Source organism: Streptomyces sp. NPDC002265 (genome assembly GCF_040296125.1).
Classification (GTDB): domain Bacteria; phylum Actinomycetota; class Actinomycetes; order Streptomycetales; family Streptomycetaceae; genus Streptomyces.
In genome coordinates, this window is the sequence record NZ_JBEOWS010000002.1 from 1 (window position 1) to 19,554 (window position 19,554).

Below are 19,554 nucleotides of genomic sequence, written 5' to 3' on the forward strand. Positions count from 1 at the left end.
GAGCGGACCGCGGTCCTCAGCCGAGGTCGCCGGCCGCCGTGAGCTCGGCGAGACGCACCAGGGTGCGCACCGCGCTGCCGGTGCCGCCCTTGGGCGTGTAACCGAACGGCCCGCCCTCGTTGAAGGCCGGTCCCGCGATGTCGAGGTGCGCCCAGGTGATGCCCTCGCCGACGAACTCGCGCAGGAACAGGCCCGCGACCAGGCCGCCGCCCATCCGCTCGCCCATGTTGGCGATGTCGGCGGTGGGGGAGTCCATGCCCTTGCGCAGGTGCTCCGGCAGCGGCATCGGCCAGGCCGGCTCGCCGACCTCCTCGGCGGCCTCGTGCAGCGCGGTGCGGAACGAGTCGTCGTTCGCCATGATGCCGAAGGTGCGGCTGCCCAGCGCCAGGACCATCGCGCCGGTCAGGGTCGCCACGTCCACGACGGCGTCGGGCTTCTCCTGGGAGGCCGCCCACAGCGCGTCGGCGAGGACCAGGCGGCCCTCGGCGTCGGTGTTGAGGACCTCGACGGTCTTGCCGCTGTACATGCGCAGCACATCACCCGGACGGGTGGCGGAGCCCGACGGCATGTTCTCGGCCAGCGCCAGCCAGCCGGTGACGTTGACCTCCAGGCCCAGGCGGGCGGCCGCGACGACCGCGGCGAACACGGCGGCGGCACCGCTCATGTCGCACTTCATCGTCTCGTTGTGACCGGCGGGCTTGAGCGAGATGCCGCCCGAGTCGTAGGTGATGCCCTTGCCGACGAAGGCGAGGTGCTTGTCCGCCTTCGAGGAGGTGTACGAGAGCTTGACCAGGCGCGGGCCGGAGGCGGAGCCCCTGCCGACGCCGAGGATGCCGCCGTAGCCCCCCTTCTCCAGGGCCTTCTCGTCGAGCACCTGCACCTTGAGGCCGTGCTCCTTGGCCGCGGCCTGGGCGATGGCGGCGAAGGCCGCCGGGTCCAGGTCGTTCGGCGGCATGTTGATCAGGTCACGGGCGCGGTTGAGCTCCTCGGTGACGGCCGTGGCGCGCTCGACGGCGGCCTTGTGCTCCTTGTCGCGGGGCTTGCCGCCGAGCAGCGCGGCCTCGGCCAGCGGGGCCTTGCCGGCCTGGGCCTTGGCGTCCTTGCCGTTGTCCTTGTAGGCGGTGAAGGCGTACGCGCCGAGCAGCACGCCCTCGGCGATCGCGCCCAGGGCGGCGGCGTCGGTGAGGGGCAGCGCGAAGGCGGCCTTCTTGACCCCGGTCAGGGTGCGGGCGGCCGCGCCGGCGGCCCTGCGCAGCGCCTCGGCGTCGTAGGCGGCGTCCTTCTCGGGCTCGGCGCCCAGGCCGACCGCCACCACGAGGGGGGCCTTGAAGCCCGTCGGTGCGGGCAGCTTTGTCACCTCGCCCTCGGCACCGGAGGCGCCGAGGGTCTCGAGGACGCCGGCGAGCCTGCCGTCGTAAGCCTGGTCCACGGCCTCGGCGCCCGGTGCGACGACCGGACCCTTCGAGCCTTTGGCGACACCGATCACGATGGCGTCGGCCCGGAGACCGGGCGCCGCGGCGGTGCTGAGAGTGAGAGCAGTCACGGTGGTGGAATCTCGCTTCCGGTGAGGAGTGTCTGTGGCCGAACGGTGTGGGTCGACCTGGCCCGTGTGCCGACCTGGCGCGGCCGGCGGGAGCGGTCTCCACCAGGGCCCTCACCGGTGCGGCGGACCGGTGCGGACGTCTGGGAGGAGCCTACGCGCGTAAGGGCTTTCGCTCATTCCTGCGGGCGTTCACCCGTCGGTGGCGTCGTCGTCACTTCCCGATCCTCGCACTCCCCGCCCCGGGCTACACCCGGCGGGTCGCGAACGGAGGCGCGTCGCCCGGACCTCACCACGGGCTGGCTGCCGCGGGCGTCGCCGTCGGCGGCCCGGTCCGGGACGCGGCCCGCGAGCCGCCGCCGCGCCGACTCCCTTGCAGTGGCGCCGAGTTCGCTACGGAGCCGGTGCCGCCCCGGGAGCGGGCGCGGGCACGGCGGCGCCGTGGCGAAGCCCGAAGCCGGTCACGGCCGTGCCGGCCACCCGGTCGGCGAGGGAGCGGCGGCCGGGCAGCAGGACCGGCAGGGCGTCGAGGAAGAAGACGGCGACCGCCACCGCCCACACCGTCAGCGACAGCAGGAAGCGGCCCTCGACGAGCAGCACGCAGGCGACGGCGTACATCGCGACGTCCGCGGCGGTGGTCACCGCGGCCCGCAGCGCGGCCCGGTGCGGCGCGGTGCGGCACGGCGCGGTGCGGTGCGGTCGACCTTCAGGCCGAGCAGGCCCTTGCCGAGGGTGCGTCCGGCCAGGGCGAGGCAGGTCCACCGGTAGAGGAAGGTGGCGACGACCAGCAGGCCGAAGGCCTCCTCGACGTACAGCACCGCCTTGTTCCACAGGGACAGCCCGAAGTGCTCCCCGGCGCCGGGGACGTCGCCGCGCGAGGCCGGCAGGTCGAGGCCGCCGCGGGTGGCGAGTTCGGGCACGGCGGTGACGAGTGCGGAGACCCGGTGGAAGGTGAGCACCGCGAGCGCCGAGGCCCCCGCGAGCACCAGTGCGAAATCGATGAACCAGGCCATGGCGCGGCGCAGTTTCGGCACGAACGTCCCCCGATCGTGATCATCCGTCCGTGTGAGGCGCAACAGACCAGTGCTCCGCCGGCCGCGCCCCGGCCGACAGGCCTGCCCGCGAACTAGCGGCCTAGGGACAGCAGTACGAGCGCGGCTGTCGCGGCCGTCTCGGCCAGGGCGCCGAACACGTCGCCGGTGACCCCGCCGAAGCGGCGGGTGCAGTGGCGCAGCAGGAGTTCGGCGACGGCGAGGGCGGCGAGCACCGACAGGGCCGTGCGGACGGCGTCGTACGTCCCCAGGAGCGCGCCGGCGGCAGCGGCGGCGAGCACCGTGACGCCCGCGGCCCCCGCCGCCGCCCGCGCCGGGACCACCCCGGCGACCGCGGCCCCCAGGCCCTCGGGCCGGGCGGCCGGCACCCCGCCGCGGGCGGCCAGGGTCAGGGCCAGCCGCGCGGCGGTCGCCGAGACGACGGCGGCGAGCGCCCCGCGGGCCCAGGAGTCCCCGTACAGCTGGGCGAGCGCGGCCGTCTGGGCGAGCAGCCCGAGGACGAGCGTGATCACCCCGAACGGGCCGATGTCGGACTGCTTCATGATCCGCAGCGCGTCCTCGGCGGGCTTGTTGCTGCCCAGCCCGTCGGCGGTGTCGGCCAGTCCGTCGAGGTGCAGCCCACGGGTGAGCGCGGCCGGTACGGCGACGGTGGCGACGGCGGCGAGCGACGGGCCGGTCCTCAGGAACAGCAGGAGCGCGCCGAGCGCGGCGGCACCGGCGCCGACCGTCAGCCCGGCCAGCGGAGCGCACAGCATTCCGGCGCGCGCTGCCTGCCGGTCCCACCGGGTCACCCGCACCGGGAACACGGTCAGGGTGCCGAAGGCGAAGCGGAGGCCGTCCGGCCAGGCGGGGGTCTGGGGCATCGGCGCAGATTACCGGGCGGGCGGGACGGCACCCGCGGCCACCCTGGATAAGGTGCGCATATGGGACATTGGTTGTACCGGAACATCGTCGAGCCGGGCAAACTCCCCCTGCTGCTCGCCCTGATGTCCTTCGTCGTCACCTTCGCGGTCACCCGGGTGGTCACCCGCATGATCCGGGCGGGCCGGGGCCCCTTCGGCAACGTCAAGGCGGGCGGCCTGCACATCCACCACGTGGTCCCGGGTGTCGTGCTCACCGTCGCCGGCGGCTTCGGGGCGGTCGCCAGCGGCCGTGAGGGCTTCCCCGCGGGTCTGTCCGCGGTCGTCTTCGGGATCGGCGCGGGCCTGGTCCTGGACGAGTTCGCGCTGATCCTGCACCTCGACGACGTCTACTGGAGCGAGGAGGGCCGCAAGAGCGTGGAGGCCGTGGTGCTCACCGCCGCCCTCGTCGGGCTGCTGCTGTCCGGCTTCGCCCCGTTCGGCGTCAACGACCTCTCCCAGGACGAGATCGCGGACCGCGGCACCGTCATCGCGACCGTCGCCGTCAACTTCCTCTTCTCCCTGGTCGCGCTGAGCAAGGGCAAGGCGCGGACCGCGGTCTTCGGGGTGATCGTGCCCGTCGTCGCCCTGGTCGGCGCGATCCGGCTGGCCCGCCCCGGATCCCTGTGGGCCAGACGCTGCTACCGCCACCGCCCGCGCGCCCGCGCCCGGTCCCGGCTGCGGGCCTACCGCCACGACCGCCGGTGGGCCGGACCCCGCCGCGCCCTGGAGGACTGGATCGGCGGCAAGCCCGACCCGGCACCGGGCCGGCTGCCGGGCCCCGACCACCGGTAGGGCCTGCCGGGCCGCTGCACCCGGACGGCGTCAGGGCGGGTCGGACGACAGGTCCGCCCGGGTGCCGAACCGCTTCGCCGCGCCCCGGTCCGGCAGTCGGTGCCGCAGCGCCGTGGCACCGCACAGGGCCACCGTCGCCGCGATCGCCGCCAGATGCTCCTTGCCGGCCAGGTTCTCCTTCAGCAGCACCTCGACGGCCATCGCCAGGGCCACCGCGCCCGCGGTCGCGTACGCGCCGTAGCGCCAGCCGAGGCAGATCGCCAGCCCCACCACGGCCGCCGACGGCCCGGTGTCCACGACCTGGGCGTCCGAGACGGGCAGCCCCAGCGGACGGCCGGGGCCGAGCGCGATGCCCAGCCGGGCGTACAGCGTCCCGGCCAGCGTGGCGGTGTAAGCCACGAGCAGGGTCCGCCACCGGCCCAGACAGATCTCGGCGATCCCGAACACGATCAGGATCTGGGCGAGCGCGCCCCACACCGGCAGGTCCAGCGCCGGCACGAACAGCGACAGGGGCGTACGCAGCAGGGCCGGCCCCAGCGGGTCCTCGGCGCGCACGGCACCGGCGTCCTGCACGAGCCCGTAGCCCCACGACTGGTTCTGCACGACCTGTATCACCGCCGTCAGGCACACCGCCCCCAGCGTCATCGGGACCGCCCGCCAGCGCCGCTTCAGCAGCGGCTCGCGCACCGTGACGTACAGCAGACCCCATTCGGCGCGGGCCCAGCGGGCGATCCTGTTCATCCGGTGTTCCTCATCCCCGTGGTCTCATCTGTGGGTGTCCAGGTGCCTGCGGTGCAGCCACTTGGGCAGCCCCGGTGCCTCCAGGAACCCCTCCGCCCGTGCCGCCGCGACACCGATGCGCAGCAGGTCCGCGCTCTTCTCGAAGAGCAGGAACCGCGGTTCCCAGATGGGCCGGTACTTGGCGTTGGCCCGGTACAGCGACTCGATCTGCCACCAGCGCGAGAAGAAGCTGAGCAGCGAACGCCACAGCCGCAGCACCGGTCCGGCGCCGAGACGCGCACCACGTTCGAAGACCGAACGGAACATCGCGAAGTTGAGCGACACCTGAGTGATCCCGATCTCGTGGGCCCGCCGCAGCAGTTCGATGACCATGAACTCCATCAGCCCGTTGTCGGAGCCGCGGTCACGCCGCATCAGATCGAGCGAGAGCCCGTACGGCCCCCACGGCACGAAGGACAGCAACGCCCGCAACCGCCCGTCCTCGTCCAGGCATTCGAGCATCACGCAGCGCCCGTCCTCCGGGTCGGCGAGCCGCCCCAGCGCCATGCTGAACCCGCGCTCGGTCGCCCCGTCGCGCCAGTCGTCGGCCCGTGCGACGAGTTCCGCCATCTCCTGCGCGGAGATGTCCTCGTGCCGCCGGATGCGGACCGTGCAGCCCGCCCGGCGCACCCGGTTGCAGGCCTGCCGCACGGTCCGCATGGCCCGCCCCTCCAGGGTGAACTCGGCGACCTCCACGATCGCCTCGTCGCCGAGTTCGAGCGCGTCCAGGCCGTGCCGCGCGTACACCGTGCCGGCCTCCTCGCCCGCCCCCATCACGGCCGGGATCCACCCGTGCGCACGGGCCTCGGCGAGCCACGGCTCGATCGCCCCCGGCCAGGCCTCCGGGTCCCCGATCGGATCCCCGGAGGCCAAGGACACCCCGCCGACGACCCGGTAGGCGACCGCCGCCTTGCCGGTCGGCGACCAGACGACGCTCTTCTCCCGGCGCAGCGCGAAGTACCCCAGCGAGTCCCGCTCGCCCTGCTGTCCGAGCAGGGCGCGCAGTCGCTTCTCGTCGTCCTCGGTGAGCGGGTCGACGGCGCGCCGGGAGCGGAAGGCGGCGTAGAACACGGCCAGCACCAGCGCCGTGCTCAGGACGTTGACGGCGACGTCGGCCCAGTTGGGCGTCGAGATGCCCGGGTAGCGGGACTCGTCGGCCGCCACCGAGACCAGCCGCAGCGTCCCGTACCGCCAGCGCTCGGCGAACGTCGAGAGGCCCGGGTCCGCGGCCTGGTTGGTGACCGTCACCAGCAGCGCGGCCAGCAGCGAGGACAGCAGCAGTCCGCCGGTCGCGACCACCGCCGCGAGCCGGGGGTTGGCACGGTCGCCCTTGGCGTAGAACTCGCGCCGCCCGACGAGCAGGGCGCCCACGAAGACCGCGGTGAGGCCGAGCGAGATCCAGTTCTGCGCGTACTGCCGGATGTCCGGGAACGCCATCGCGAGGGCGAACAGCACCAGGAACGGACCGCTCAGCCCGAGGTTCAGGATCCACGCGGCCCGCTTGCGGCGGCGCATGGTGACGGCCAGGAACGCGGTGAACACACCCGACGCGAACCCGGCCGTCAGCAGGTACGGCGTGAAGAGGTTCTCCTGGTTGTGCCGGCGCACGTCCTGCCCCAGGGAGACCCACACCGCGCTGAGGAAGTTGACGAAGGCGATCGCCCGCAGATACCAGACGGCGAGGCTCGCGGCCCGCCGCGAGGCTCCGGTGCTACGGCGGTCCCGGACAGGCGCGATACGGACATCTCCCATGAAGGTTGATCATATGGGGGAGTCTCCCGCGAACCGCTCTTTCGTCACCGCCCTGTCCGACGGCCGGCCGGCCGCCCCGCCGCCCGCGAGCCGGCTCCGGCCGGGTGCGGTCAGACGCCCTCGGGCGCCTCCGCCGTCTCGGGCTCTTCCGGCTTCTCCAGCCCGTGCGCCTGCTCGCCCTGCTCGTCCTGCTCGTCCTCTTCGGCGTCCGGATCCTGTGCCTTCTCGGCCTCCGGCCGCTCCGGGAGCTCCGCCGCCAGGGCCGCCGCGGCCTGCACCAGGGGCAGGGCCAGCAGCGCGCCCGCTCCCTCGCCGACGGTCAGCCCCTGCTCCAGCAGCGGCTCCAGGGCCATCCGGTCCAGCGCCTTGGCCTGCCCCGGCTCGCCGCTGCCGTGTCCGGCCAGCCACCAGTCCGGCGCCCGGAACGCGATCCGCTGGCCGACCAGCGCGCACGCCGCCGCCACGACCCCGTCCAGGACCACCGGCATCTTGCGCACCGCGCTCTGGAGCAGGAAGCCGGTCATCGCCGCGAGGTCGGCGCCGCCCACCGTCGCCAGCAGCCGCAACTGGTCGCCGAGCACCGGCCGGGCCCGGCGCAGCGCGTCCCGGATCGCCGCGCACTTGCGCATCCAAGCCAGGTCGTCGATCGCGAGCCCGCCCCGCCCGGTCACCACGGACGCGTCGGTGCCGCACAGCGCGGCGACCAGCACCCCCGCCGCCGTGGTCCCGCCCACGCTCACATCGCCGAGCACCACCAGATCCGTACCGGAGTCGGCCTCCTCGTCGGCCACCGCGACCCCGGCGAGGAACGCGGCCTCCGCCTCCTGGAGCGTCAGCGCGTCCTCGACGTCGATGGACCCGCTGCCGCGCCGCACCCGATGCCGCACGACGTCCGCGGGCAGCTCGTCCGGTTCGCAGTCCAGCGCCATGTCCACGACCCGCACCGGTACGCCCAGCCGCCGGGCCAGCACCGAGACGGGCCGGCCGCCCTCCAGCACCGCCCGCACCAGCTCCACGGCGCTGCCCGCGGGCCGGGCCGAGACACCGCGCCCGGCGATGCCGTGGTCCCCGGCGAAGAGGATCACGCGGGGCCGTTCGACCGGCCGCACCGGCACCGCCGACTGTGCCGCGGCCAGCCACTCACCCAGGTCGTCGAGGCGCCCCAGCGATCCGGGCGGCACGATCTGACGCTCCCGGCGCGCCTCGGCGTCGCGGCGCACCCCGCCGTCGGGGCGCTCGATCAGATCGGTGAAGTCGTCGAGATTCAGCGAGCTCATTCGCCGAACAGTACCGGCACCGGTCGAACGTGACGGCGCCACATCGCCACCCCGCGCGCACGACGTCGTTGCGCCCAAGATCTGGATCCCATACGTTCCACTTTGCGACGAAATGGTCGGACCTCGACCCTGCCCGGCCGTCGCCCTCTCGCCCCACCGGGAGCCGCTCATGTCCTCGCAGCCCGTCCCGCCCCCCGCCGTCCCCACCGCTCCCCACGCCGAACGGCGCCGCGCCCGCTACGCCGCCGAACTCGCCCTGGGCACGGACCGCTTCCACGAACCGCGCCGCGCGGACTGCCCCTGGTGCGGCTCGGCCCGGCTGCGCACCCGGCTGCGCGCCCCCGACCTGGTTCAGGGCAAGCCGGGCAGCTTCGTCGTCGACGAGTGCCGGGACTGCGCGCACGCCTTCCAGAACCCCCGCCTGACCGCCGAGGGCATCGCCTTCTACCAGCGGGACCTGCACGAGACGCATCCCGACGAGGTCGCCGTCCGCACGACGGGCGCCTTCGCCGCGCGGGCCCGCCGGGGACGGCTGCACGCCACCGCCCGCGCGATGCTGCCGTTCCCCGAGCCGGAGAGCTGGCTGGACGTGGGCACGGGACACGCACATTTCCCGGAGACCGCCAAGCAGGTGTTCGCCTACACCTCCTTCGACGGTCTGGACCCCACCCCCCGGGTGGCCCGCGCCCGCGCGGCCGGGCGGGTCGAGGAGGCCCACGTGGGCCGGCTGACCTCCCCGGAGATCGCCGCCCGGCTGCGCGCCCGCTACGACGTGGTGAGCATGCTCCGCCACCTGGAACACACGACCGACCCCCGCGCGGAACTCCACGCCGCCCTCGCGGTGCTCCGGCCCGGCGGCCATCTGCTGCTCGAACTGCGCGACCCGCGCAGCGCGTTCGCGACGCTGCTCGGCAAGTGGTGGCTTCCGTACGGCCAGCCCCGCCACCTCCAGCTGATCCCGCTGCCCAACCTGTGCGCGGAACTGGAGTCCCGGGGCTGCACGATCGTCACCGTCGACCGCCGGGCCGGCCATGTCCCGTACGACCTGGCCGGCGCCCTGACCCTCGCCGTCACCCGCGCCCTGCCCGCGCCGGACGCCCCCTGGCGGGCGGTCCCGCCCGGCGCGCTGCGGCGGCGGCTGCGCAGCGCACTGCTCGGGGCGAGCACACCGTTCGTCGCGGCGGCCGCGGCGCTGGACCACCTCCTGGCCCCGCTGCTGCGCCGCACCCGCTTCTCCAACACCTACCGGGTCATCGCCCGCCGCGACTGACCTCCGCGGCCGGCCGGATCCGCTTCCCACGGCCGGTGCGGACGTCAGCCGCGCAGCGTCAGCACCTGCCCCGCCACCACCAGCAGCACCTGCTCGCACTCCCCGGCGAACGCGGCGTTGAGCCGGCCCAGTTCGTCCCGGTAGCGCCGCCCCGAGGCGGTGGCCGGCACGATCCCCGACCCCACCTCGTTCGACACGGCGACGACGGTCCGCCGGGCGGCGCGCACCGCCGCGGTCAGCTCCCGCACCCGCTTGCGCAGCGCCTTCTCGCCCCCGTCCGCCCACACCGCGTCGTCCCACGCGCCGACGGAGTCCATCGCGTCGGTGAGCCACAGCGACAGACAGTCGATCAGCAGCGGCGGCCCGTCCTCCGCCAGCAGCGGCACCAGGTCGCACGTCTCCGCCGTCCGCCACGACCCCGGGCGCCGCTCCCGGTGCGCCGCGACCCGCCCGGCCCACTCCTGGTCGCCACGGCGGGTACCTCCCGTGGCGACGTAGAGCACGTCGGGGAACGACTCCAGCCGGCGCTCGGCCTCCACCGACTTGCCCGAGCGGGCACCGCCGAGCACCAGCGTCCGCCGGGGCACGTCGGGCACGTCCTCGTACACCCCCACCGCCAGCGTCGTCCCGTCCGGCACCGTCCGCGCCCCGGCCGCAGCGAGCCGCCGCCGCAGCTCGGGTCCCGGCGGCACGTCGTGATCGAGGTGGACGGCGACGACGTCCGTCGTCGGCCCCACCGCCCCCGCCGCCCGCAGCTTCGCGAGCGCGTCCGGCCGCCCCACGACATCGGCGAGCACCATGTCGTACGGCGCCGCCGCGTCGCCGCCCTCCGTCAGCCCGGCCGGCGCACACCCCGGCGGCAGATACAGCAGCCGCTGGCCGTCCGGTCCGGTCACCGCGTACCCCGTGCCCGGCGCGTCCATCGCCACCGCCCGCACCCGATGTCCCGTCAGCAGCGCCAACTCCCGTCCGTCCGGCACCCGGCCGGGCTGCGGCAGCCCGGCCGGCACCTCCATTGCAGGACCGTCGTGCGGATGCGACAGCAGCACCTGACGTACGCCGGCCAGCGAGCGCCCGGCCCGCGCCGCCGCGAAGGCGGCGCCGGGCGTCAGGTCCAGCAGGAGTGTGCCGTCCACGAGCAGTGAGGTGGCCGCCCGCGCGTCCGCGGCCAGCGCACACGCGCAGGCCGCGCAGGGACAGTCGGGGCGGGGGAGGCCCGCGGGGGCACCGGTGCCGAGCAGAGTCAGATCCACACCGACGATTTTCGCCTGTCCCGGCCGGTCCCGCGTGATCAAGACCTCCCCGGAGCCCGTGTCCCGCCCCGGGCGCACGCCCGGACGCCGGAGCGCGCGGCCGTACCGCGGCCGCAACCGCGCGGCCGGCCCGCGGAGCCGGTCCGGTCCGCACGGCCGCGCCGGCCGATCTTCCTCCGCAGCCTGCTCACGGCCGACCCGGCCGAGCGCATAGGCTGCGAGCAGGGGCCGGACGGTGATCCGGCTCCTGCTCCGCATGTGCTTACATCTGGGAGGCGTACATGGCGGCATGGCTGTGGCGGTTCGAGAAGGCCGACGGGACGGAGGTCCAGCCCGCGGTGCAGCCCGAGGAGTTCACGACGCAGGGGGACGCCGAGTCCTGGATCGGGGAGAACTGGAAGGCCCTGCTCGAAGGGGGCGCCGACCAGGTGCGGCTGTTCGAGGACTCCACCGAGATCTACGGGCCGATGAGCCTGAACGCCGAGGAGTCCTGAGTTCCGGGCGAGGGCCTTCGACCCGGCCCTCGCCCCGCACCGCGCGTCCGGCGTTCGTCCCCTGTACCGGCCGGGCCGGCTCCGGCGCGCGGGAACGTCACCGTCGTCCGCTCGCCCGGCCGGTTCACGGGACCGGGGAGCGGGGAGCGGAAAGTCAGCCGCGCACGCCGCACAGGTGCAGCAGTGCCGCCGTCGCCCGGTAGGGGTCCGTGCGTCCGGCCCGTTCCTCGGCCGCCAGCAGGGTGTCGATGTCGTCGGGCGGCTGCGCGCCGTCCACCGCGGTGTCCGTGAAGACCCGAACCCCGTACCAGGTGTGCAGCGGGGCTCCGATGCCGGCCAGTGTGGCGGTCAGGGTGGCGAGCCGGTCCGCGCGCACGTCGAGACCGAGCCGGTTGCGGTAGACCGTGCTGTCGAAGGCCTCCAGCGTCCGGGCCCAGTCCCCGGACAGCCCCGGCCGCATCGCCAGCGCGTCCGCGTTGCGCACCAGCAGCGACAGCAGGCCGCCCGGCGCGAGCATCCGCGCGAGCCCGGCCACCAGCGGGTCGGGCTCCTCGACGTACATGAGGACGCCGTGGCACAGCACGAGATCGAAACTGCCCGGCAGGAAGTGCACCCCGGTGTCCCGGCCGTCGCCCTCGACGATCCGCATCCGGTCGCGGATCCCCTCCGGCTCAGACGCCAGTGCCTCCCGCGCCGTCGCGGCCATCGTCGCGTCCCGTTCGAGGCCGGTCACCTGGTGACCGGCCCGGGCCAGCCGCAGCGCCTGCGTGCCCTGGCCCATCCCGACGTCGAGCACCCGAAGGCGCTGCCCGACGGCGAACCGCCCGGCTATCTGCTCGTCGAGCTGGCGAGCCACCAGCTCCTGTCGTACGACATTCCGCAACCCGCCCAGCCTGCTCAGCCAGGCATCGGCCGCGCCCCCGGTGAACGACGTCGTACTCAGGGCCGCTCTCCGCGCTTGACCTGCGGCTTGGGCAGCCGGAGCCGGCGCATCTGGAGCGAGCGCATCAGCCCGTAGGCGACCGCGCCCTTGCGCCGCTGGTCGGGGAAGCGCTCGGTGAGCTGCTTGCGCAGCCGGAAGCCGGACACGGCCGAGTCCAGCACGATCAGCACGATCACGACCATCCACAGCAGCAGCGCGATGCTCTGCACCGACGGCACCCGCACCACGCTCAGCACGAGGATGACCACGGCCATCGGCAGGAAGAACTCGGCGATGTTGAAGCGCGAGTCGACGAAGTCACGGGCGTACTTGCGGACCGGGCCCTTGTCGCGGACCGGTAGGTACCGCTCGTCCCCGCTGGCCAGCGCCTGGCGCTGGCGGTCCATGGCCTGACGCCGCTCCTCGCGCTGACGCTTGGCTGCGTCCTTGCGCGACAGCGAGGTGTTGGCGACGCTGCGGCGCTGGGACTGGGCCTCACTGCGCTTGGGCGTGGGCCGGCCCTTGGGGGCCTGCGGGTGGCGGGTCTGCTTGGAGTCGGTCACCTGCGCCTTGTCGGCGGGGGCCTTCTCTTCCTTGGCACGGCTACGGAACACAAAACCCAAGGGTACGGGGTGCGGCGGCATGGACCCCAGCCCGGCCGGGAACGATCCGGCAACACCGGGCGTCTGTACGGGGGCAGGGAGCAGGTCGCGGACGGTTCACCGGGCGAACACCCGGGGGGCCACCGGGGGCGATCCCCGGGGAACACCTACTCCTCACGCCGGAGCGGGTGGGCCGGCAGTCGTCCTTGGGGATGAGCGCATCCGTCCCCGAACAGTGCGGTAATGGATGCAGGGCCCGTACTGTGGGTTCTGTTGCAGTGGCTGGAGCCGGAGTCCGTCAGAAGGGGGCGCGCGAAGCCCATGAGCGGTGTCATGAAGCGTATGGGGATGATCTTCCGCGCGAAGGCGAACAAGGCCCTTGACCGGGCCGAGGACCCGCGCGAGACCCTCGACTACTCGTACCAGAAGCAGCTGGAGCTGCTCCAGAAGGTGCGCCGGGGCGTCGCCGACGTGGCGACCTCGCGCAAGCGCCTGGAACTCCAGCTCAACCAGCTCCAGCAGCAGTCCTCCAAGCTGGAGGACCAGGGCCGCAAGGCGCTCGCGCTGGGCCGTGAGGACCTGGCCCGTGAGGCGCTCTCCCGTCGCGCCGCGCTCCAGCAGCAGGTGACGGACCTGGAGACGCAGCACGCGACGCTCCAGGGCGAGGAGGAGAAGCTCACGCTGGCCGCGCAGCGGCTCCAGGCCAAGGTCGACGCCTTCCGCACCAAGAAGGAGACGATCAAGGCGACCTACACGGCGGCCCAGGCCCAGACCCGGATCGGCGAGGCCTTCACCGGCATCTCGGAGGAGATGGGCGACGTCGGCCTGGCCATCCAGCGGGCCGAGGACAAGACGGCCCAGCTCCAGGCCCGCGCCGGCGCCCTCGACGAACTCCTCGCCTCGGGTGTCCTCGACGACCCCACCGGCACGGCCAAGGACGACCTCCAGGCCGAGCTGGACCGGATCTCCGGCGGTACGGACGTGGAGCTGGAGCTCCAGCGCATGAAGGCGGAACTGGCCGGGGGCAGCTCCTCGGGCCAGCAGGCCATCGAGGGCGGCACCGGCCGGTCGCAGTCCCAGCAGCCGCAGGACACCCCGCGCTTCGACAAGCAGTGATCACCGGACCGTGACCGAGGCCCACGCCGAGGAGGGCGACATGATCGTACGGATCATGGGGGAGGGACAGGTGAGGCTGGCCGACGGCCACCTCGCCGAGCTCGACAAGCTCGACGACGAGCTTCTGGCCGAGGTGGAGAAGGGCGACGGCCCCGGCTTCCGCCGCACGCTCAAGGCGCTGCTCGACAAGGTCCACGACCTGGGCGAACCGCTCCCGGACGACGCCCTGGAGCCTTCGCAGCTCATCCTCCCCGCCGCGGACGCGACGCTGGAGGAGGTCCGGGATCTGCTCAGCGACGAGGGCCTGATCCCGGGCTGACCCGCCCGCCGACCCCGGGCGCGGCCGCCGGCCGCCGCCCGGGGTGGTGCCCCGCCGCACGCGCCGCGACGCGGGTCCGTACGCGGTGATCCGCGACGTCCACGGGAGGGTTCATGGTGTGCGCCCCGACGCGGCGCCGTGCGCCGTGCCGCGCCCTCCACGCGCCCGGAACCGGACCTGTTCCGGCACCGGCGACTGCCCGTACTGTTTCCACCGTGAACCCCCTGGAACCGTCCCGACCGTGAGCACCCTCGAACGCGCCCGATGCCGCCTCCAGGCCCATCCCCTGGCGCTGGACGCGGCGCTCGCGGCGGGGGCGCTGGTGTGCATGGTGGCCGGTTCCTTCGTGCAGGCGCACCAGGAGCGCGACGTCAGCTGGGTCCTGCGCGCGCCGGATCTCTTCAGCCTGCTGCTGATCGCCCTGGGCGCGATGGCCCTGGTCTTCCGCCGCAGCGCCCCGATGGCCGTTCTCGCGGTCACCGGCGGACTCGCCCTCGTCGAGAGCGTCACCGGCGACCCGCGCGCCCCGGTCGCGATGTGTGCCGTGATCGCCCTGTTCACCGTCGCCGCCACCACCGACCGCCCCACCACCTGGCGGGTGGGACTGCTCACCATGACCGTGCTGACCGGCGCGTCCATGCTGGCCGGCCCGCTGCCCTGGTACGCCCAGGAGAACCTGGCGATCCTCGCCTGGACCGGTATCGGCGCCACCGCCGGGGACGCCGTGCGCAGCCGCCGCGCCGTCGTGCAGGCCATCCGCGACCGCGCCGACCGCGCCGAACGCACCCGCGAGGAGGAGGCCCGCCGCCGGGTCGCCGAGGAGCGCCTGCGCATCGCCCGCGACCTGCACGACGTCGTCGCCCACCACATCGCCCTGGTCAACGTGCAGGCCGGAGTCGCCGCCCACGTCATGGACAAGCGCCCCGACCAGGCCAAGGAAGCCCTCGCCCACGTCCGCGAGGCCAGCCGCTCGGCGCTCAACGAACTGCGGGCCACCGTCGGGCTGCTGCGCCAGTCCGGCGACCCCGAGGCCCCCACCGAGCCGGCCCCCGGTCTCGACCGCCTGGACGAGCTCGCCGGGACCTTCCGCAGCGCCGGTCTCCAGGTCGAGGTGGCCCGCGCCGACCAGGACACCGCCCTGCCCGCCGCCGTCGGCCTCGCCGCCTACCGCGTCATCCAGGAGGCCCTCACCAACGTGCAGAAGCACGCGGGCTCCGCCGCGAAGGCCGAGGTCAGCGTCGTACGCGTGGGACCCCATATCGAGGTCACCGTCCTCGACGACGGCCGCCCGGCCCAGGATGTCGTCCCGCAGGCCGGCGGCGGCCACGGACTGCTCGGCATGCGTGAACGCGTCACCGCGCTGCGCGGCACCCTCACCACCGGTCCCCGCTACGGGGGCGGCTTCCGCGTCCATGCGATCCTGCCGGTAAAGACCCGCACCGTCGCCGCGGGGGAGCGGGGGGAGCCCGTATGACCATCCGCGTCCTGCTCGCCGACGACCAGGCGCTGCTGCGCAGTGCCTTCCGCGTCCTCGTCGACTCCGAGCCCGACATGGAGGTGGTGGGGGAGGCGGCCGACGGAGCCGAGGCGGTCCGGCTGGCCGGACAGGAACGCGCCGACGTCGTCCTCATGGACATCCGCATGCCCGGCACCGACGGCCTCACCGCCACCCGGCTGATCAGCGCCGACCCTGCCCTGGCGCGGGTCCGCGTGGTAATTCTCACCACCTTCGAGGTCGACGACTACGTCGTCCAGTCGCTGCGCGCGGGCGCCTCGGGCTTCCTCGGCAAGGGCAGCGAACCGGAGGAACTGCTCGCCGCCATCCGGATCGCCGCCGCGGGGGAGGCGCTGCTGTCCCCGGCCGCCACCAAGGGGCTGATCGCCCGCTTCCTCGCCCAGGGCGACGCCTCCGAGGGCGCCGCGGACCCGGCCCGCACCGAGCGGCTGGCCACCCTGACCGTGCGTGAGCGCGAGGTGCTCGTCCAGGTCGCGGGCGGCCACTCCAACGACGAGATCGCCGAGCGTCTGGAGGTCAGCCCGCTGACGGTGAAGACGCACGTCAACCGGTCCATGTCCAAGCTGGGCGCCCGCGACCGGGCCCAGCTCGTGGTGATCGCGTACGAGTCGGGCCTGGTACGCCCGAGGGTGGAGTGACCCCACCCCGGCCGTACTGCGCCGGGAGTATACGTCCGGCGAGGAAATCGGCCTGGAGCCTACGGATCACGGTCCGGTGGTGGCCCAGGGTGTAGTTGTGGGCGCTCACCTGTCCGTGTGTACGCTCCGTGACTTCTGCCGCTCCCCGAAAAGAGACCCCGACCCATGTCCTGGCTGTCCAGAATCAGCCTCGCGCAACGGGCCCTGATAGGCCTGATGTCCATCATCGCGATCGCGTTCGGCGCGATCGCGATCCCGCAGCTCAAGCAGCAGCTCCTGCCCACGATCGAACTGCCCATGGTGTCGGTGCTCGCGCCGTACCAGGGCGCGTCCCCGGACGTCGTCGAGAAGCAGGTCGTCGAGCCGATCGAGAACTCCCTCGACGGGGTCGACGGTATTACCGGCGTCACCTCGACGGCCAGCGAGGGCAACGCCGTGATCATGGCGTCCTTCGACTACGGCAACGACACCAAGCAGCTCGTCGCCGACGTCCAGCTCGCCGTCAACCGGGCCCGCGCCCAGCTGCCCGACGCCGTGGACCCGCAGGTCATCGCCGGTTCGACGGACGACATGCCGACCGTCGTCCTCGCCGTCACCTCGGGGATGGACCAGCAGGCGCTGGCCGACCGGATCGACCGCTCGGTGGTGCCGGTCCTGAAGAACGTGGACGGCGTCGGCCGGGTCATGGTCAACGGCGTACGCGACCTCCAGATCACCGTCACTCCCGACGACGCGAAGCTGAGGAAGGCGGGCCTGACCACGGCCGGTCTCGCGCAGGCACTCCAGGCGGGCGGCGCGACCATGCCGGCCGGCTCCTTCGACGAGGACGGCAAGAGCCGTACCGTCCGGGTCGGCGGCGGCTACACCTCGGTGGCCCAGATCCAGGACCTGAGGGTGACCGGGCGGCCCGGCGGCAAGCCGGCGCGCCTCGGTGACGTGGCCGAGGTGCGCCAGCAGGAGGCCCCGGCCGACTCCATCACCCGCACGAACGGCAAGCCGAGCCTCGCCGTGATGGTCACCATGGACCACGACGGCAGCGCGGTCGCGATCTCCAAGGCCGTCGAGGACAAGCTGCCGGATCTGCGCAAGGACCTCGGCTCCGGCACGACGATCACGGTCGTCAGCGACCAGGGTCCCGCCGTGTCCAAGGCCATCGAGGGCCTGACCACCGAGGGCGGCCTCGGCCTGCTCTTCGCGGTCCTGGTGATCCTGGTCTTCCTCGCGTCGATCCGCTCGACGCTGGTGACGGCGGTCTCCATCCCGCTGTCCGTGGTCCTGGCGCTGATCGTGCTGTGGACGCGCGACCTCTCCCTGAACATGCTGACGCTGGGCGCGCTGACCATCGCGATCGGCCGGGTCGTGGACGACTCGATCGTCGTCCTGGAGAACATCAAGCGCCACCTCGGCTACGGCGAGGAGCGCCAGGCCGCGATCCTCGGCGCGGTCCGCGAGGTGGCCGGCGCGGTCACCTCCTCCACCCTGACCACGGTCGCCGTGTTCCTGCCGATCGGTCTGGTCGGCGGCATGGTGGGCGCGCTGTTCGGCTCGTTCAGCATCACGGTGACCGCGGCCCTGCTGGCCTCCCTGCTGGTCTCCCTGACAGTCGTGCCGGTGCTGTCTTACTGGTTCCTGCGCGCCCCCAAGGGCACCCCGGCCGACGCCGCGGAGGCCCGCCGCCAGGCCGAGGAGAAGGAGGCGGCCAGCCGCCTCCAGCGCTTCTACGTGCCGGTCCTGCGCTTCGCGACCCGCCGCCGGCTGACCAGCGTCGCCATCGCCGTGGTGGTCCTGATCGGGACCTTCGCGATGGCGCCGCTGCTGAAGACCAACTTCTTCGACCAGGGCGAGCAGGAAGTCCTCACCGTCAAGCAGAAGCTGGCGCCGGGCACGAGCCTGGCGGCCACCGACGAGCAGGCGCAGCAGGTCGAGAAGCTGCTCGCCGGGGTGAAGGGCGTCAAGGACTACCAGGTCACCATCGGCTCGTCCGGCTTCATGGCGGCCTTCGGCGGCGGCACCGACACCAACCAGGCGTCGTACCAGGTCATGCTGGAGGACTCGGCGTCGGCCGACGATGTGCGCAGCCGCATCGAGAAGGGCCTGGCCGGGCTGAAGGGCGCCGGTACGACCACGGTCGCCGCCGGTGACGGCTTCGGCAGCCAGGACCTCAGCGTGGTCGTCAAGGCGGCCGACGCGGACGTGCTGCGCAAGGCGGCGGGCGAGGTCCGCGACGCCGTGGCCGGTCTCGACGACGTCACGGACGTCACCAGCGACCTGTCCCAGAGCGTGCCGCGCATCTCGGTCAAGGCGAACGACAAGGCCGCCGCCGCGGGCTTCGACGACCAGACGCTGGGTCTGGCGGTCGCCCAGGCGGTGCGCGGTACGACGGCCGCGAAGGCGATCGTCGACGACACCGAGCGCGACGTCGTCATCAAGTCGGCCGAGCCGGCCACGACTCTGGCGCAGCTGCGCGACCTGCGGCTGGGCGCGGTGAAGCTGGGCGACATCGCCACGGTGGAGCTGGCCGACGGCCCGGTGTCGATGACCCGCATCGACGGCCGCCGGGCGGCGACCGTCACCGCGCGGCCGACGGGCGACAACACCGGCGCGGTGAGCGCCGACCTCACCGCGAAGCTGAACTCCCTGAAGCTCCCGGCGGGCGCGACGGCGGAGATCGGCGGTGTCTCGCAGGACCAGGACGACGCGTTCAAGAACCTCGCCCTGGCGATGCTGGCGGCCATCGCGATCGTCTTCATGCTGCTGGTGGCGACGTTCCGCTCGCTGGTCCAGCCGCTGATCCTGCTGGTCTCCATCCCCTTCGCGGCGACCGGCGCGATCGGTCTGCTGCTGGTCACCGGCACCCCGATGGGTGTTCCCGCGATGATCGGCATGCTGATGCTGATCGGCATCGTGGTGACGAACGCGATCGTGCTGATCGACCTGATCAACCAGTACCGCGGTCAGGGCCTCGGCGTGGTCGAGGCGGTCGTCGAGGGCGGCCGGCACCGACTGCGGCCGATCCTGATGACCGCCCTGGCGACGATCTTCGCGCTGCTGCCGATGGCGCTGGGTGTCACCGGCCAGGGCGGTTTCATCGCCCAGCCGCTGGCGGTCGTGGTGATCGGCGGTCTGATCACGTCCACGCTGCTGACGCTGCTGCTGGTCCCGACGCTCTACGCGATGCTGGAGCTGCGCAAGGAGCGCCGCGCGAAGAAGCGTGCGGCGAAGCGGCAGGCCGCGGAGCCCGAGAAGACCCTGGAACCCGCCGGAGTCTGACCGCACACCGCTCCGATGTCCCTTCCTCCGTACGGGTTTCATATCCTGTGAACTCGAAC

General features: G+C 73.6%; 18 protein-coding genes. 8 read left to right on the top strand and 10 right to left on the bottom strand.

All coding sequences use genetic code 11. The features are described 5' to 3' along the window. Positions 1–16: 16 nt before the first annotated feature. From ABT085_RS00420 to ABT085_RS00435, 4 genes are all read right to left on the bottom strand, one after another. The gene (locus ABT085_RS00420; RefSeq protein WP_351599940.1) at positions 17–1,543 is read right to left on the bottom strand and encodes a leucyl aminopeptidase; all 1,527 of its coding nucleotides are present in this window, start codon (positions 1,541–1,543) and stop codon (positions 17–19) included. 390 nt (positions 1,544–1,933) lie between these two features. Next, positions 1,934–2,182: a hypothetical protein gene (locus ABT085_RS00425; RefSeq protein WP_351599942.1), complete on the bottom strand. Its 249-nt coding sequence runs from the start codon at positions 2,180–2,182 to the stop codon at positions 1,934–1,936. Continuing rightward, positions 2,179–2,574 carry an RDD family protein gene (locus ABT085_RS00430; protein WP_351599944.1) on the bottom strand — a complete coding sequence of 132 codons (396 nt, stop codon included), beginning with the start codon at positions 2,572–2,574 and terminating at the stop codon, positions 2,179–2,181. The genes ABT085_RS00425 and ABT085_RS00430 overlap by 4 nt, the downstream gene beginning before the upstream one ends. A 92-nt stretch (positions 2,575–2,666) precedes the next feature. Beyond that, the gene (locus tag ABT085_RS00435) at positions 2,667–3,455 is read right to left on the bottom strand and encodes an adenosylcobinamide-GDP ribazoletransferase (protein WP_351599946.1); all 789 of its coding nucleotides are present in this window, start codon (positions 3,453–3,455) and stop codon (positions 2,667–2,669) included. A 60-nt stretch (positions 3,456–3,515) separates the two neighbouring features. Here ABT085_RS00435 and ABT085_RS00440 point away from each other — a divergent pair, with 60 nt between their 5' ends. Then, on the top strand, positions 3,516–4,286 hold the full coding sequence (locus ABT085_RS00440) for a hypothetical protein (RefSeq protein WP_351599951.1): 771 nt from the start codon (positions 3,516–3,518) through the stop codon (positions 4,284–4,286). Positions 4,287–4,316: 30 nt separating this feature from the next. On the opposite strand, the gene ABT085_RS00445 is transcribed toward ABT085_RS00440, so the two are convergent. The 3 genes from ABT085_RS00445 to cobT all read right to left on the bottom strand — a co-directional run bounded on the left by ABT085_RS00445 (position 4,317) and on the right by cobT (position 8,095). Next, a complete protein-coding gene (locus tag ABT085_RS00445) occupies positions 4,317–5,027 on the bottom strand; it encodes a hypothetical protein (RefSeq protein ID WP_351599953.1) in 711 nt (236 codons plus the stop codon). Positions 5,028–5,051: 24 nt separating this feature from the next. After that, positions 5,052–6,818, bottom strand: a complete 1,767-nt coding sequence (locus ABT085_RS00450) for a phosphatidylglycerol lysyltransferase domain-containing protein (RefSeq protein WP_351599955.1) — start codon at positions 6,816–6,818, stop codon at positions 5,052–5,054. Between the two features lie 110 nt (positions 6,819–6,928). Further along, on the bottom strand, positions 6,929–8,095 hold the full coding sequence (cobT, locus tag ABT085_RS00455; protein WP_351599957.1) for a nicotinate-nucleotide--dimethylbenzimidazole phosphoribosyltransferase: 1,167 nt from the start codon (positions 8,093–8,095) through the stop codon (positions 6,929–6,931). A 169-nt stretch (positions 8,096–8,264) separates the two neighbouring features. Between cobT and ABT085_RS00460 the strand changes: the two genes are divergently transcribed. Further along, positions 8,265–9,365 (top strand): class I SAM-dependent methyltransferase, encoded by a 1,101-nt coding sequence (locus ABT085_RS00460; protein WP_351599959.1) that lies wholly within the window; start codon positions 8,265–8,267, stop codon positions 9,363–9,365. 44 nt (positions 9,366–9,409) lie between these two features. Here ABT085_RS00460 and ABT085_RS00465 read toward each other — a convergent pair whose 3' ends face one another. Next, entirely contained in the window at positions 9,410–10,618 is a 1,209-nt protein-coding gene (locus tag ABT085_RS00465; RefSeq protein WP_351599961.1) for a bifunctional adenosylcobinamide kinase/adenosylcobinamide-phosphate guanylyltransferase, read from the bottom strand. A gap of 281 nt (positions 10,619–10,899) precedes the next feature. Between ABT085_RS00465 and ABT085_RS00470 the strand changes: the two genes are divergently transcribed. After that, entirely contained in the window at positions 10,900–11,112 is a 213-nt protein-coding gene (locus ABT085_RS00470) for a hypothetical protein (protein ID WP_351599963.1), read from the top strand. 154 nt (positions 11,113–11,266) lie between these two features. Here the strand turns inward: ABT085_RS00470 and ABT085_RS00475 are convergent, their stop codons facing one another. Further along, a complete protein-coding gene (locus ABT085_RS00475) occupies positions 11,267–11,968 on the bottom strand; it encodes a class I SAM-dependent methyltransferase (RefSeq protein ID WP_351599965.1) in 702 nt (233 codons plus the stop codon). Positions 11,969–12,051: 83 nt separating this feature from the next. Further along, a complete protein-coding gene (locus ABT085_RS00480) occupies positions 12,052–12,678 on the bottom strand; it encodes a DUF3043 domain-containing protein (protein WP_351599967.1) in 627 nt (208 codons plus the stop codon). Positions 12,679–12,957: 279 nt separating this feature from the next. Here ABT085_RS00480 and ABT085_RS00485 point away from each other — a divergent pair, with 279 nt between their 5' ends. From ABT085_RS00485 to ABT085_RS00505, 5 genes are all read left to right on the top strand, one after another. Then, positions 12,958–13,752, top strand: coding sequence for a PspA/IM30 family protein (locus ABT085_RS00485; protein WP_351599969.1), 795 nt, complete (start codon positions 12,958–12,960; stop codon positions 13,750–13,752). Between the two features lie 40 nt (positions 13,753–13,792). After that, entirely contained in the window at positions 13,793–14,071 is a 279-nt protein-coding gene (pspAA, locus tag ABT085_RS00490) for a PspA-associated protein PspAA (protein ID WP_351600104.1), read from the top strand. Between the two features lie 241 nt (positions 14,072–14,312). Next, complete coding sequence (locus ABT085_RS00495; protein ID WP_351599971.1) at positions 14,313–15,545, top strand: sensor histidine kinase; 1,233 nt, start codon at positions 14,313–14,315, stop codon at positions 15,543–15,545. Next, the gene (locus ABT085_RS00500) at positions 15,542–16,225 is read left to right on the top strand and encodes a response regulator transcription factor (protein WP_351599973.1); all 684 of its coding nucleotides are present in this window, start codon (positions 15,542–15,544) and stop codon (positions 16,223–16,225) included. The genes ABT085_RS00495 and ABT085_RS00500 overlap by 4 nt, the downstream gene beginning before the upstream one ends. Positions 16,226–16,390: 165 nt before the next feature. After that, on the top strand, positions 16,391–19,495 hold the full coding sequence (locus ABT085_RS00505) for an efflux RND transporter permease subunit (protein ID WP_351599975.1): 3,105 nt from the start codon (positions 16,391–16,393) through the stop codon (positions 19,493–19,495). Positions 19,496–19,554 lie beyond the last annotated feature (59 nt).